Below are 13589 nucleotides of genomic sequence, written 5' to 3' on the forward strand. Positions count from 1 at the left end.
GTATCCAAAGATAGTAATCGAAATTCCATAAAAGAGTTTACTAAACAAGGCGAATTAGTTGAAATTAAAGGAAACATTCTGTTAAGGTTGACAATGTTGTTTTAACGGGCGGAAGCTAGGATATTAAAAAGTGTAGAGGTATTGATGATGATTCGACTTACATAAGAAAGGAGAATGATGATGAAAAAAATATCAAATGTTTTTTGGATCACGATAGCTATCGTATTGGCTGCGTTGATCTTTGGGGTCACTGCTCCTGACAGTTTTGAAGAATTTACGGCAAGAGTTCAATCATTTATAACCACGAGGTTTGGCTGGTATTATTTAATTCTCGTTACAGCCATTGTAATTTTCTGTATCTTTCTTATTATCAGCCCCATTGGAACGATCCGCCTTGGAAAACCGGATGAAAAACCTGAATACAGCACATCCACATGGTTTGCCATGCTGTTCAGTGCCGGAATGGGGATCGGGCTGGTATTCTGGGGAGCAGCTGAACCGCTTTCCCATTTTATGGCACCTCCGATGGCTGAAGGAGGGACTAATGAAGCAATCAAGGAAGGAATGCGTTATGCCTTCTTCCACTGGGGGATTCACGCATGGGCCATTTATGCACTTGTTGCCCTTGCACTTGCTTACTTCCAGTTCAGGAAGGGAGAGCCCGGCCTTGTTTCAGCTACTCTAAAGCCATTGTTTGGTGATCGCGTAAAAGGTCCGCTTGGAACGATCATCGATGTTTTGGCTGTCTTTGCGACAGTTGTCGGGGTTGCGACCACATTAGGATTCGGCGCTGCCCAGATCAATGGGGGCCTTTCCTACCTGATTGGGATCCCAAACAACTTTACGATGCAATTTATCATCATTGCCATTGTAACGGTACTGTTCATGATCTCTGCATGGTCAGGACTTAGTAAAGGAATCAAATATCTAAGTAACACAAACATGGTACTGGCAGTTGCATTACTAGTCCTTATGTTTGTTGTCGGCCCTACGCTGCTCACTTTGAATCTATTCACAGACACCCTTGGTGCTTATGTACAAAACTTGATAAGAATGTCTTTCCGTATTGCTCCGCTGAATGAGGATCATCAGTCCTGGATAAACGGCTGGACAATATTTTACTGGGCATGGTGGATATCCTGGTCTCCATTCGTAGGGATCTTTATCGCAAGGGTGTCCCGAGGCAGAACCATCCGGGAATTCCTATTCGGGGTACTCCTTCTGCCGTCCCTTGTCAGCATGATCTGGTTTGCGGTCTTTGGAACGACAGCTATAGACATCCAGCAATCAGGTGCAGTTGACCTGACTACTTTTGCAACTGAGGAAGTCTTATTCGCTGTATTTAATCAGATTCCTTTATCTGCGATCCTTTCAATCGTAGCTGTTATTCTAATCAGTACGTTCTTCATCACTTCTGCTGACTCTGCAACTTTTGTTCTGGGTATGCAGACAACTTATGGCTCGTTGACTCCTCCAAATACAGTCAAATTAACTTGGGGAATTTCGCAGTCCACAGTTGCTTTGATATTGATGTACAGCGGCGGACTGCAGGCCTTGCAGAATGCTTTGATCATTGCTGCATTCCCGTTCTCGATGATCATGATTCTTATGATGGTATCGCTCTACAGAGCATTAAATAAAGAAAAGAAAGAACTTGGTCTATATCTGAAACCAAAACCACGCAATAAAGTACGATAAAAGTAAAACAGACAGATCCGCCTCTTGGCGGGCTGTCTGTTTTTTTTGTATATCCGGGCATTTACTTCAGTCATAAATTCATCAGCGGCATACAGTGTAATAACCATGGTACGAGGAGGTGTTCATGTATGTACGGTTACGGTGGATATGGCTATGGCGGTGGCGGTTACGGCTATGGAAGCACATTTGTGTTGATTGTCGTTCTGTTTATTCTGTTAATCATTGTCGGTGCGGCTTATGTAAGATAATTTCTTATGGACAGCTTCAGGGGACTCCTCTTCTGAAGCTGTTATTTTATTTAGTACATACCAAAGGACCGGTTTATATAAAAGAAACAGATAATTAGTTGCTTATATCTATAAGTTTTTTTAAAATAGATTGGACACTGAATAAAAGGTTGATGCGATTGAATGGCTAAAAAACGACCGAAGCGGAAAACGAAAAAGGATTCACCAGTTAAGGTACTGCTTATTCCGTTGACAATATTGCTTGTGTATTTTATCGTATATGGCGGTTTTATCACCTACCAGGAACTTTCTGAGGAAGCGAAAGATGAAATTCCATCGGAGTACATTCCAATCTATAAAGATGCTTCTCAGAAGTACGGGGTGCCATGGAATCTGCTTGCTGCCCATCACAGGGTGGAAACGAAATTCTCTCAAATGAAGACAATGGTTTCTCCCGTTGGGGCGGAAGGGCATCTTCAGTTCATGCCTTGCACCTTTGTGGGATGGGCCCATCCTACATGTGATGGTCTCGGCAAAGGGGAAATTCCGAAAGAAGAATTAACCGATCCGAAAGTTATCGCAAAATACGGAGGCTATGGCGTGGATGCGAATGGAGATGGAAAAGCTGATCCTTGGGATATTGAGGATGCCGTTTACAGTGCAGCCAACTACCTGGCGAGCAATGGTGCGGCCGATGGAGATATTGAAAGGGCTGTATTTGCCTATAATCACAGTGAAGAGTACGTTGAGGATGTTTTATTTTATGCTGAAAGATATAAAAAAGAGAAGTGGTGACAGGCATACCCCGAATTGAAATGGTTCAATAAGAAGAACAGGCTGCTGATTGACTCAGCATACAACAGCCTGTTTTTCTTTTTTTCTTAATGGGATTTTCTCATGCTTTTCATAATCAAACTTAACAGGAATACCAAAATAATAGCACCTATCAGAGCTGGGATGAGTGCGATGCCTGCTATTTCAGGACCGAAGTCTCCGAAGATGACAGCACCCAGCCAAGCACCTATGATACCGGCGATGATATTCCCGATTATGCCCCCTGGTATGTCCCTGCCAAGGATCAAACCTGCAAGCCATCCAATGATACCACCAATGATTAAATACAATATGAAACTCATAATACTCCTCCTCAAAGAGATTTTTTATATTGCTTAGCTAGAATATACACAGAACATCATAGGGTTAAACCATGCTGCTTTCTGGGTAAAGGATATTTTTTACCCTGAAACAACAGGCTTAATAAAAGGAAGAATAGACATAATGAAAATAAACAATCAAATCTATAGGAGTCGTCTTAATGAATGCAGCAGGCAGAATGATAGAACAGTGGAAGACAGCGTTGATTGCTGAAATTCAAAAATTAAAAGAGTTTGAAAGCAGGGGGATATCCGTTATAAAGGGCCAGCATTTGGCGACAAGCGAAAGAGGGGCCGTCTATTGGTTTGTTCTCGCCTATCCGGTCAGCTTATTTCAAGGAGGCTCCATCATCTTCGAGTACAAAAACAAAAAGTATGAAGGGAGTGTATTGTCTTCCGAAGGGGTAGACGCCATCGTTGAACTCGATACGGATTTAGGGGAAGAGACAGGCAGAGGGATAGTACATAATGAACCTTGGGATCTTCTGAATAAATTGATTGAACGGCTGGAAGAAATAGAGGAAGATTCAGCGAAATTGAAGACGGTTGAAAGGGTAATGAATCCCGGGATGAGGACTTACCACCCTTCAGGTAAAGCAAAAAGCCTTGTACATGAAGTAGTTTTGAGGGCAAAGTATAATCCCATTACCTATATATGGGGACCTCCAGGGACAGGGAAAACCTATACCCTTGCCCGAACGGCAGCATACCAATATGTCAATGGCCAAAAGATATTACTCCTTTCTAATAGCAATGCGGCTATTGACGTTTTGATATTGGAGATGAGCCGGTTTCTTCAAGAGAATGGAAAATGGATAACTGGGGAAGTCATTCGTTATGGATTTCCTGAAAAAGAGGAAGTATTCTCCCATCCTGAATTAAGTGTGGTGAAGCTGGCTGAAATGGGAGATGTACCTGCAAGTGAAAGAAAGAGAAAGTTTGAAAAGAAAAGGGTTCTCCTGAAGAAGAAGCTTTCTGCAAAATTCAACAGCAGGGATTCATCCCAGCTGACGAAGATTGAAATCGGATTGGCTAAGCTCCGGGAAAAACTTAGAAAAAGCGAGGGGCAATATGTGAGTGAAGCGCAGGTTGTCGCGACAACTCTTTCAAAAGCTGCAATCGATCCTCACATCTATCAAAATCATTTTGACCTGGTTATCATCGATGAAGCAAGCATGGCTTATACCCCGCAAATTGCTTTTGCTGCAACACTGGGAACACGGGTGATCATATGCGGTGATTTTAAACAGCTACCCCCGATAGCTGTCTCAAGGCATGGACTGGTGGAAAAGTGGCTGAAGCAGGATATCTTTCACTTATCAGGAATCACCCGTCATGTGGAAAATGCAAATCAACACCCGCAATTAATGCTCCTGCCCGTCCAGAGAAGAATGCATCCGGATATCTCTGCTTTTACAAATAAGTATTTTTATCATTCTTTAGTTACTGACCATCCCGAGGTACTCAACCAGCGCACATCCATTGCGAGTCTATCACCTTTTCAGGGAGAAGCGGCTTTTCTGCTGCCGATTGTGGACGATTCCCCATGGTGCTTGACAGATAGCGGTTCCAGGTGGAATTTGATGACGAGTCTGGTTTCGATACAGCTAATGCTGGCGGCAAACGAATCAGGAATGGCGTCAATCGGGTACGTAACGCCTTACAGAGCACAAGCTAAATGGGTGAATCGATTATTGCCAATATTCTTTAACGAGCGTGATATTGCGGCATCATCCAGCATTTTTGCTTCCACAGTCCATAAATTTCAAGGGTCCGAAAAAGATATGATTCTTTTTGATATTACTGACAGCTTTCCACAAGAAAAACCCGGCACCCTTTTGACAAAAAAGGATAGCGGGAGGCTGATCAATGTCTCAGTAACCAGAGCGAGAGGGAAGTTTGTTTTATTAGGGAATCAAAAATTCATAAAAAATCGTGTGCCTGAAAGTAAGCCCATAAGGAAGCTGATCGACTATCTGGAAAAAAGAGTGGAAAGGCCGCGCTCCAATTCATATGTTGTTTTTACCAAGACATATACAAAGCGCTTGAAATGGTTCAGAAAGGGTGATCTGGAAAAACTGCAGCAAGACATTTTTAATGCCAAAAAAGAAATTGTTTTGGCATTTAACAATGCAGAAGATGTTCCTGTGGCTATTTGGCAATCATTGAAAAAAGTAGAAGTGGAGAAGTCAATAATTATATTATGTAAACAAAAGGCGGGCATTCCTTTAAAAAAATATAAAATCGACTCAAAAGAATTCCTTCACCCCTTTATAGGCTTTGACCAAAAGGTAATGTGGTTTGGACAATTCCAACAGAAAGCCGGCGAAAAGAGCTTCCCCTTCATGGTAAGGGTTTTTTCCAGCAAATTTTATACTGCCTATGAATCGTATTTATCGTAGCAGTGGTTTCAGGTCGGAACGCCGGATTATAAAGGGAGGCAGTGTGTATAGTAGGGTGAATAAGGGAGAAACACTGGGTTATAGAGGAATTCAGCGTGTGTAATAGGGTGATTAAGATCTAAACACTGGGTTATAGAGGAAGTCAATTTGTATAGTAGGCTGATTAAGAGCTAAACACCGGATTATAAAGAGAGCCAGCTTGTATAGTAGGGTGAATAAGGGAGAAACACTGGGTTATAGAGGAAGTCAGTGGGTGCAATAGGGTGATTAAGAGCTAAACACGGGGGTATAGAGGAAGTCAATTTGTATAATAGGCTGATTAAGAGCTAAACGCCGGATTATAAAGGGAGGCAGCTGATATAAAAGAATGACCTCTAAGAAATTGAGGGCGTTTGCACAAAGTTTATGTCTATATTAAAATGTCAGATAGAGATAGTGTTACAAAGGAGGAATGTCCCCATGAAAAAGTTTTCTATGTCAATAGAATTCTGCATGATGTGAAACTACGCGCCAAAAGCCGCGAGGTTCGCGGAAGAACTATTTAATCATTTTCGTGCAGACTTAGAAGAACTCAACTTGATTCCTTCGTCTGGCGGTGCTTTTGAGGTGTCGGTTGAAGGAGAAAAAATATACTCGAAATTGGATTCAGGTATTTTTCCAGATGTAGACGAGATCATTGGAAAAATTGAAAATAAATAAAGATCAGCCTGGCTGCGGGCTGATCTTTTTTTATATAGACCCTTGGAAACGGATGACAGAAGGGACAGGCTTTTTGTCGGGCGCTTTCAAAATATGGATTTCCAAGTATCCTTCGCGGGGATACAACCTGATAGGATTAAATTTTAAGGAAAAAGGAAAATTCACAGACCTGATCCTGCTGCGCTCATCCTCTCTTGGAATAATTTCAATGGTAAGTGTCTGTTCCTTTTTAGTAAGGGTCACTTCCTGTACAGTAATCTCTTCCGTTGTCGCTTCCACGATGTACGCTTCGGTGGTATCAAACAAATCCAGCCTGAATTGCGACTCGTCAAGCTGTGTTGTATAAGGGTCCAGCAGCCAGTCTTTCATCCATCGTTCCCACTCTTCTAATTTGAAATCATCTCCCGCATTACACATGTTTTCCTCCATCTTTCCTTTAAGCTCTTGTCGGGTTTGGGGCGATTTGAGCTTTCCTTTTCAACAGTTTATTCTTTTTGGGTTATGATGTGTGGGTGGTATAATGTGAAATATTCTATGTGTTTTCGAAACAGGAGGCAATTATCATGAAGGAACTGTTAAGAAAAATACCCTCCATCCATGAAATACAGCAGGATGGGAGATTTGCCGAAATGGTGAAGGAACAGGACATCTCGATTGAACAGGGCACTGGACTGATCCAAGATGCTGTGGCAAATTTAAGGAAGCATCTACTCAAAGGCACCTGGGAGGGACCGTTACCCGGAAGTGCGGATTTAAATGATTTCTTATTACAACAAGCGGAACAAGCGGCTAAAAATAAATTCTCCTACACCTTATCCAAAGTCATCAATGCGAGCGGAACCATACTTCACACAAACCTCGGGAGGGCGAGGTTGAGTGAAACAGCTGCACGGCATGTGTTGGAGATTGCGCGAAACTATAATAATTTAGAGTATGACCTTGAAAAAGGGACAAGGGGCTCCCGCCACAAGCATGCTGAAACCCTGATTAGGGAAGTCACCGGGGCTGAAGCGGCGATGGTGGTTAACAACAATGCGGCGGCCGTATTTTTAATCTTATCCGCCCTCGGCAAGAACAAAGAAGTAATTGTTTCGAGGGGAGAACTAGTGGAAATCGGCGGCTCGTTCCGTGTATCTTCCATCATGGAAGAAAGCGGTGCAGACTTGATAGAGGTAGGGACTACAAACAAGACTAGAGCAGCGGATTATGAAGATAAAATTAATGAAAATACTTCGATGCTGATGAAAGTCCATAGAAGCAATTTTGTCATCAGAGGCTTTACGGAAGAAGCCGAGACAGAAGAACTGGCAGAATTGGCTTCCGGTCATGAACATGTTATCTTTTACGAGGACTTGGGGAGTGGAATGCTTTACGATTTAAAGAATCATGGCATTGGATCCGAACCTCTGGTAGAGGACGTGATCTCCAAGGGGGCAGACCTTGTATCGTTCAGCGGTGATAAATTGCTGGGAGGGCCGCAGGCTGGCATCATTGCGGGGAAGAAAAGATTCATCGATATCTTGAAGAAGCATCAGCTTGCCCGGGTCCTGCGGGTGGACAAAATGACACTTGCCGCACTCGAAGGAACTCTCCTGGATTACTTGAAGGGCAATGAAAAAAACATCCCTGCTTATAGGGCTCTGCTGATGGAAGCGGACGAATTGAAAAATATAGCACATGAAACGGCTTATTTCCTGCTGGAGAATTGCAGCAACTTCTCTACAGAAGTAAAACCTGATAAAAGCCAGGTCGGCGGAGGTACGATGCCTGAAGTGGAACTTGATACATTTGTGCTGTCTATAAAGCATAAATGGATGGATGCGGACAAATTGGAAAAAGGATTAAGGACGGCGGAGATTCCAATCATTGCGAGAATCCATCGTGATGAACTGCTGCTCGACTTCAGGACTGTGGACGCTGAAGAAATCCCGTATATCCAAAACGCTTTATTTGACCTGGATAGGCAAGGGTAGCAAAAACACAGTCTCAATAACGGAGACTGTGTTTCATTTTACATATCGTGGTGTTGATTATGTTTTTGGCGGGTATGGTTATGATTTTTAACCTTTTTCGAGCCGCTTAATGGTTCCGGCTGGCCGGTAGGCTGTCCTTTTGTTGAATTTCTGCGCATATCTTTTCCATCGTTTTTGTTCATTTTGGCATCCCTCCTAAATGTAGAATGCGGATTTTCATTGGCTCTTATTCATCAACTCTTTACTTGGCTTTCTGCACTCACTGTATAATTTCTGCTGAAAAAGGAGAATCTAACATTGGATTATTTTCCTAAAGGAGATGACATCATGCCATATCATAAAGATAAACAACAGGCATTTCAGGCGGCTCAACAAGGCCATGAAGAAGTACAAGATGCAGTAAATGAATTGGTCCTGGAAGGTGCAGATTATGGCCATCAGCTGGCACATCTGAAGAATGAAGTGAATGAAGCCTACCAGCAAATTGAAAATGCATTGGAAGTAGCTTCCGAGCATCAACGCGAGCAGCTCGAAAAGATGAGATCGGATTTATCCTCTGTGATGCAGAAGGTAAACCAGGATCCGAGCTGAGTCACAAGTAGAAAGGGATTGGCCGCATTGAGGGCCAATCCCTTTTTGTTTTGATAAGTATAATTATTTTTGCAAGGCCTTTCAATTGAGAAAAAGGCGCAAGATTTGTTACTATATAGTTGAAATTGTTTGATTATTGATTTTTCTTGCGCTTTTTGTTGTTTTGTCTTTGGGCAGCAGTTAAAGGTTCATTAGAAAACTCTTCATTATATCCGGCTCCAGTACCTTGAGCTTTGGAGGCATTCATGCCTTCACGGATATGATTTGCTTTTCTTTTGGCCATTTGCGTCACCTCCCCTTGAAATATATCGTTTCCCCGGGAAGGCAATCCTATAAGCAAAAGCAACTTAATTTGTTTTTTCAGGATAATAAAACACGCTGGAAGAAATCAGATTATTTTTACAAAAACCTTGATTTACCGGCTTTTTGTTTCGTCACAAAATGAAAAGTCGAAAACCCATAAGGAAAACTTATCAGACACAATAACTTTCTTGATATTTACTTATGTAATCGCTTGTATTAAGATGTTAATGTGAACCAAGTTGGAAAACAGAATCAAACTTTTCACCACACGAAAATCGTTACAATCTCTAAGAGGGGGAATTGAGATGGCGAAGAACGACGTATTTAACTCCCGTACTTCATTCGAAGCAGCCGGGAAACGCTATCATTTTTATCGTTTAAAAGCATTAGAAGAGGCGGGCGTAGCCAAAGTTTCACGCTTACCTTACTCTGTGAAGGTATTGCTTGAATCAGTACTGCGTCAATATGACGGCCGCGTAATTAACAAAGACCATGTAGAAAACCTGGCAAACTGGGGATCTAAAGATGTTTCTGAGGCTGAAGTCCCTTTCAAGCCTTCACGTGTAATCCTTCAAGACTTTACAGGAGTACCGGCGGTAGTAGATTTGGCTTCTTTGCGTAAAGCAATGGCTGATATCGGCGGAGACCCTGATAAAATCAACCCTGAAATCCCGGTTGATCTTGTAATCGACCACTCTGTACAGGTTGATAAGTACGGTACAGCTGACTCTCTTGCAGTCAACATGGACCTTGAGTTTGAACGTAATGCAGAGCGTTACCAGTTCTTAAGCTGGGCACAAAAAGCATTCAAAAACTACCGTGCTGTGCCGCCGGCAACTGGTATCGTCCACCAGGTTAACCTTGAGTACCTTGCAAATGTAGTTCACGCAGTCGAGAACGAAGACGGTGAATTTGAAACATATCCTGATACACTAGTCGGTACTGACTCCCATACAACAATGATCAATGGTATTGGTGTACTTGGATGGGGTGTTGGCGGTATCGAGGCAGAAGCAGGAATGCTTGGACAGCCTTCATACTTCCCGATTCCTGAAGTAATCGGTGTTAAGATGACTGGAGCTCTTCCAAATGGAGCTACTGCAACTGACCTTGCGCTTAAAGTCACTCAAGTGCTTCGTCAAAAAGGTGTTGTCGGCAAATTTGTCGAGTACTTCGGTGAAGGTGTTGCGACACTTCCGCTTGCTGACCGTGCGACAATTGCCAACATGGCTCCTGAATACGGTGCAACTTGCGGATTCTTCCCGGTTGATGCTGAGTCCCTTGACTACATGCGTTTAACTGGTCGTTCCGAAGAACACATCAATGTGGTTGAACAATATTTGAAAGAAAACGATATGTTCTTCACTCCTGATAAGGAAGATCCAATCTACACAGATGTAGTTGAAATCAACCTTTCTGAAATCGAACCAAATCTTTCCGGCCCTAAACGTCCGCAGGATTTGATCCCGCTTTCTGAAATGAAACCTTCTTTCCATCAAGCGATCACAAATCCTGAAGGTGTTCAAGGATTCGGACTTGATGAGAAAGAAATTGAAAAAACAGCGACATACACAAACCAAAATGGTGAAGAAGTCAAAATCCCAACAGGCGGTATCGGTATTGCTGCGATTACTTCTTGTACGAACACTTCCAATCCATACGTTATGCTTGGTGCAGGCCTTGTAGCTCAAAAAGCTGCTGAAAAAGGTATGGTTGTACCTGATTATGTTAAGACTTCCCTTGCTCCTGGTTCAAAAGTTGTTACAGGTTATCTTCAAGATTCAGGCTTGCTTGAGCCGCTTGAAAAGCTTGGATTCAACCTTGTAGGGTATGGTTGTACGACATGTATCGGTAACTCAGGTCCACTTCGTCCTGAAATCGAGAAAGCTGTTGCAGATGCTGACCTTCTATTGACTTCCGTTCTTTCCGGTAACCGTAACTTTGAAGGACGTATCCACCCGCTTGTTAAAGCAAACTACCTTGCTTCACCGCCATTGGTTGTAGCATATGCGCTTGCTGGTACAGTGGATATCGACCTTAAGAACGATTCGCTTGGAAAAGATAAGGATGGAAATGACGTATTCTTCGCTGATATCTGGCCAACACAGGATGAAGTGAAGGATGTTGTAAAACGAACAGTTACACCAGAATTGTTCAGAAAAGAATATGAAAATGTATTCAATGACAACAAACGCTGGAACGAAATCCAAACAAGCAATGAGCCATTGTACAGCTTTGATGACAAATCAACGTACATCCAAAACCCTCCTTTCTTCGAAGGTCTTGCTACGAATCCTGAAGACATCAAGCCTTTAGAAGGATTGAGAGTAGTTGGTAAGTTCGGTGATTCCGTCACAACAGACCATATTTCTCCTGCCGGTGCGATCGGTAAAGATACACCAGCTGGAAAATACCTGCGTAACAATGGCGTAGAGCCACGCGATTTCAACTCTTATGGTTCCCGCCGCGGTAACCATGAAGTAATGATGCGCGGAACGTTCGCGAACATCCGTATCCGTAACCGCATTGCACCAGGAACAGAAGGCGGATTCACGACTTACTGGCCTGAAGATGAAGTTATGGCAATGTATGATGCTTGCATGAAGTACAAAGAACAAGGTGTAGGCCTTGCTGTACTAGCAGGCAAAGACTACGGAATGGGATCTTCCCGTGACTGGGCTGCCAAAGGTACTAACCTTCTTGGCATCAAGACTGTAATCGCTGAGAGCTATGAGCGTATCCACCGTTCCAACCTTGTAATGATGGGTGTTCTTCCTCTTCAATTCAAGAAGGATGAAAACGCGGATACACTAGGCTTGAAAGGTACAGAATCCATTTCTGTTGATCTTGCTGAAGGTGTTAAACCTCGTGATATCGTTAAAGTTACTGCTACTGACGAAGACGGCAACAAAACTGAATTCGAAGCACTTGTACGTTTCGACTCTGAAGTTGAAGTTGATTACTACCGTCATGGCGGTATCCTGCAAATGGTACTTCGCGACAAACTTAAAGCGTAATATTGAAACACCCGCTTCCTTTGAAGCGGGTGTTTTTTTGTGAAATTCCCAAATCTTAAGGGCAGGAGGAATCAAGAGAGCTTTTAGAGTCCCAAAGGAAGATGGGTTTAGGGTGAACAGTTGTGTAGGGAGCTTTTAGAGTCCTAATGAGAGACAGGTTTAAGGTGAAAAGGCATCTAGATAGCCCTTAGAGTCCCAAAGGAAGAGGGGTTTAGGATGAAAGGTCGTGTAGGGAACTTTTAGAGTCCTAATGAGGGACGGGTTTAGGGTGAAAAGGCATCTAGAGAGGTTTTAGATTCCCAAAGCGCGTTTGGTTTAAGTCGAAAAGTCGTCTAGGAAGCCTTTGAGTCCCAAAGCGAGTTTAGTTTAAGTCGAAAAGGCATCTAGGAAGCCCTTAATGGGAGACGGGTTTTAGGTGAAAAGGCATCTAGATAGCCCCCTTAGACTCCCAATGCAAGATAACTTTGATGCAATTAAGAGGCATAAGGGTGAGAAAAGATGAACCTGAATAACCCTTATAGCAAAAATCAAATAATAAACCCAGACAAGCCCTCATAATATGAATTATCACGTAAATTTGGAGGGCGGATCAGTGAAAAAACTGATTGGAACAGTTTTAATTCTTTCATTTATAACGGTCGTTTATTTAGAAAATATGTCATCACCTGTGATGTTTAAGTTTGACGAAGAAGAAGAAAAAGCAGCAGTTTCCGTTGACTCAGAAATGTCGGATGCCGTTGGAGACGTTCCAGACAGATTGCCCGGCCCAAAATTGGGCAGCATTGCACCGGATTTCACTTTAAAAACTCTTACGGGTGACACAATTTCTTTAACTGATTTCAGGGGAAAGAAAGTGTTGATGAATTTTTGGGCAGCCTGGTGTACTCCTTGCACGCAGGAACTGCCTGCGCTTGAAGCTTTTAAAAACGGAACTCAAAAAGATATAGAAGTCATCTCCATCAATATAGACCCTGAAGATCATGCTCAGGAATTTGCTGAGGATACAGGGATCAGTTTTCCTGTACTACTGGATATAGATGACAAAGTAAATGAAGAATATCAGGTCATTTCAATCCCGACCACAATGCTGATTGACGAGAAAGGATATGTCATCAATAAGCACATAGGTGCCATGGATGAAGAAGGTTTTCATGTGTTTGTGCAATAAAAGTTAAGAGAATACCCTCTCTTTTTAAAAATTTTAGAAAATTGAATTATAATCAACCTGAAGTTTGCCCATACTAGGAGTAGACTATGACAGAAGAGAGGGTAAAAAATGCGTAAACCAAGAAAAAAATCATTTGCAGATTTAGTAATTGAAAATAAAAAAGCATTGATGATGGATGCGGAAGCAATCGATGCGATTGAAGAAAGAATTGAATCAAGACTGGAAATTAAACGGATGGATAAAGCAGAGTAACTTTTTCTCTTTAACAAGTCCTATCATTGCGTTTCAGCGATTACATAAAAGGTAACCGCTACCGCACTTTTCCCAGCACAGGCAGGAATATCTAATTAAAGAATA

The 13589-nt window shown here is 42.5% G+C and carries 13 protein-coding genes and 1 pseudogene; 10 read left to right on the plus strand and 4 right to left on the minus strand.

Annotation, left to right across the window (positions count from 1 at the left end):
• Window positions 1–180 precede the first annotated feature (180 nt).
• The 3 genes from ACOJQI_RS09465 (at window position 181) to ACOJQI_RS09475 (ending at window position 2720) form a co-directional block, all read left to right on the plus strand.
• Entirely contained in the window at window positions 181–1698 is a 1518-nt protein-coding gene (locus tag ACOJQI_RS09465; RefSeq protein ID WP_421384977.1) for a glycine betaine uptake BCCT transporter, read from the plus strand.
• Between the two features lie 128 nt (window positions 1699–1826).
• A complete protein-coding gene (locus tag ACOJQI_RS09470) occupies window positions 1827–1946 on the plus strand; it encodes a YjcZ family sporulation protein (RefSeq protein ID WP_421384978.1) in 120 nt (39 codons plus the stop codon).
• A 162-nt stretch (window positions 1947–2108) separates the two neighbouring features.
• Window positions 2109–2720, plus strand: a complete 612-nt coding sequence (locus ACOJQI_RS09475; RefSeq protein ID WP_421384979.1) for a lytic transglycosylase domain-containing protein — start codon at window positions 2109–2111, stop codon at window positions 2718–2720.
• An 86-nt stretch (window positions 2721–2806) separates the two neighbouring features.
• On the opposite strand, the gene ACOJQI_RS09480 is transcribed toward ACOJQI_RS09475, so the two are convergent.
• Window positions 2807–3061 (minus strand): GlsB/YeaQ/YmgE family stress response membrane protein, encoded by a 255-nt coding sequence (locus ACOJQI_RS09480; protein ID WP_421384980.1) that lies wholly within the window; start codon window positions 3059–3061, stop codon window positions 2807–2809.
• 179 nt (window positions 3062–3240) lie between these two features.
• Between ACOJQI_RS09480 and ACOJQI_RS09485 the strand changes: the two genes are divergently transcribed.
• Together ACOJQI_RS09485 and ACOJQI_RS09490 are read left to right on the plus strand one after the other, a co-directional pair.
• A complete protein-coding gene (locus ACOJQI_RS09485) occupies window positions 3241–5481 on the plus strand; it encodes an AAA domain-containing protein (RefSeq protein WP_421384981.1) in 2241 nt (746 codons plus the stop codon).
• A gap of 513 nt (window positions 5482–5994) precedes the next feature.
• A pseudogene (locus ACOJQI_RS09490) lies at window positions 5995–6180 on the plus strand (Rdx family protein); the annotation flags it as partial.
• A 30-nt stretch (window positions 6181–6210) separates the two neighbouring features.
• Here ACOJQI_RS09490 and ACOJQI_RS09495 read toward each other — a convergent pair.
• Window positions 6211–6597, minus strand: coding sequence for a hypothetical protein (locus tag ACOJQI_RS09495; protein WP_421384982.1), 387 nt, complete (start codon window positions 6595–6597; stop codon window positions 6211–6213).
• Window positions 6598–6743: 146 nt separating this feature from the next.
• Here ACOJQI_RS09495 and selA point away from each other — a divergent pair, with 146 nt between their 5' ends.
• Window positions 6744–8153 carry an L-seryl-tRNA(Sec) selenium transferase gene (selA, locus tag ACOJQI_RS09500; protein WP_421384983.1) on the plus strand — a complete coding sequence of 470 codons (1410 nt, stop codon included), beginning with the start codon at window positions 6744–6746 and terminating at the stop codon, window positions 8151–8153.
• A 38-nt stretch (window positions 8154–8191) separates the two neighbouring features.
• Here the strand turns inward: selA and ACOJQI_RS09505 are convergent, their stop codons facing one another.
• A complete protein-coding gene (locus tag ACOJQI_RS09505; RefSeq protein ID WP_421384984.1) occupies window positions 8192–8335 on the minus strand; it encodes a small acid-soluble spore protein P in 144 nt (47 codons plus the stop codon).
• Window positions 8336–8480: 145 nt separating this feature from the next.
• On the opposite strand from ACOJQI_RS09505, the gene ACOJQI_RS09510 reads away from it, so the two are divergent.
• Window positions 8481–8744 (plus strand): hypothetical protein, encoded by a 264-nt coding sequence (locus ACOJQI_RS09510; RefSeq protein ID WP_421384985.1) that lies wholly within the window; start codon window positions 8481–8483, stop codon window positions 8742–8744.
• Between the two features lie 133 nt (window positions 8745–8877).
• Here ACOJQI_RS09510 and sspO read toward each other — a convergent pair whose 3' ends face one another.
• Complete coding sequence (gene sspO, locus ACOJQI_RS09515) at window positions 8878–9027, minus strand: small acid-soluble spore protein O (RefSeq protein WP_421384986.1); 150 nt, start codon at window positions 9025–9027, stop codon at window positions 8878–8880.
• A gap of 325 nt (window positions 9028–9352) precedes the next feature.
• On the opposite strand from sspO, the gene acnA reads away from it, so the two are divergent.
• The 3 genes from acnA to ACOJQI_RS09530 all read left to right on the plus strand — a co-directional run bounded on the left by acnA (window position 9353) and on the right by ACOJQI_RS09530 (window position 13484).
• Window positions 9353–12064, plus strand: a complete 2712-nt coding sequence (gene acnA, locus ACOJQI_RS09520; RefSeq protein ID WP_421384987.1) for an aconitate hydratase AcnA — start codon at window positions 9353–9355, stop codon at window positions 12062–12064.
• 592 nt (window positions 12065–12656) lie between these two features.
• Window positions 12657–13232 (plus strand): peroxiredoxin family protein, encoded by a 576-nt coding sequence (locus tag ACOJQI_RS09525; protein ID WP_421384988.1) that lies wholly within the window; start codon window positions 12657–12659, stop codon window positions 13230–13232.
• Between the two features lie 108 nt (window positions 13233–13340).
• Complete coding sequence (locus ACOJQI_RS09530) at window positions 13341–13484, plus strand: FbpB family small basic protein (protein WP_421384989.1); 144 nt, start codon at window positions 13341–13343, stop codon at window positions 13482–13484.
• Window positions 13485–13589 lie beyond the last annotated feature (105 nt).

It is taken from the genome of Bacillus salacetis (assembly GCF_049177075.1).
GTDB lineage: Bacteria > Bacillota > Bacilli > Bacillales > Bacillaceae_B > Rossellomorea > Rossellomorea salacetis_A.

Bases quoted from the DNA above. Each gene is read 5' to 3' on its own strand.
- ACOJQI_RS09465 (WP_421384977.1), top strand. From the start codon at position 181: ATGAAAAAAATATCAAATGTTTTTTGGATCACGATAGCTATCGTATTG.
- ACOJQI_RS09470 (WP_421384978.1), top strand. From the start codon at position 1,827: ATGTACGGTTACGGTGGATATGGCTATGGCGGTGGCGGTTACGGCTAT.
- ACOJQI_RS09475 (WP_421384979.1), top strand. From the start codon at position 2,109: ATGGCTAAAAAACGACCGAAGCGGAAAACGAAAAAGGATTCACCAGTT.
- ACOJQI_RS09480 (WP_421384980.1), bottom strand. From the start codon at position 3,061: ATGAGTTTCATATTGTATTTAATCATTGGTGGTATCATTGGATGGCTT.
- ACOJQI_RS09485 (WP_421384981.1), top strand. From the start codon at position 3,241: ATGAATGCAGCAGGCAGAATGATAGAACAGTGGAAGACAGCGTTGATT.
- ACOJQI_RS09495 (WP_421384982.1), bottom strand. From the start codon at position 6,597: ATGTGTAATGCGGGAGATGATTTCAAATTAGAAGAGTGGGAACGATGG.
- selA (WP_421384983.1), top strand. From the start codon at position 6,744: ATGAAGGAACTGTTAAGAAAAATACCCTCCATCCATGAAATACAGCAG.
- ACOJQI_RS09505 (WP_421384984.1), bottom strand. From the start codon at position 8,335: ATGAACAAAAACGATGGAAAAGATATGCGCAGAAATTCAACAAAAGGA.
- ACOJQI_RS09510 (WP_421384985.1), top strand. From the start codon at position 8,481: ATGCCATATCATAAAGATAAACAACAGGCATTTCAGGCGGCTCAACAA.
- sspO (WP_421384986.1), bottom strand. From the start codon at position 9,027: ATGGCCAAAAGAAAAGCAAATCATATCCGTGAAGGCATGAATGCCTCC.
- acnA (WP_421384987.1), top strand. From the start codon at position 9,353: ATGGCGAAGAACGACGTATTTAACTCCCGTACTTCATTCGAAGCAGCC.
- ACOJQI_RS09530 (WP_421384989.1), top strand. From the start codon at position 13,341: ATGCGTAAACCAAGAAAAAAATCATTTGCAGATTTAGTAATTGAAAAT.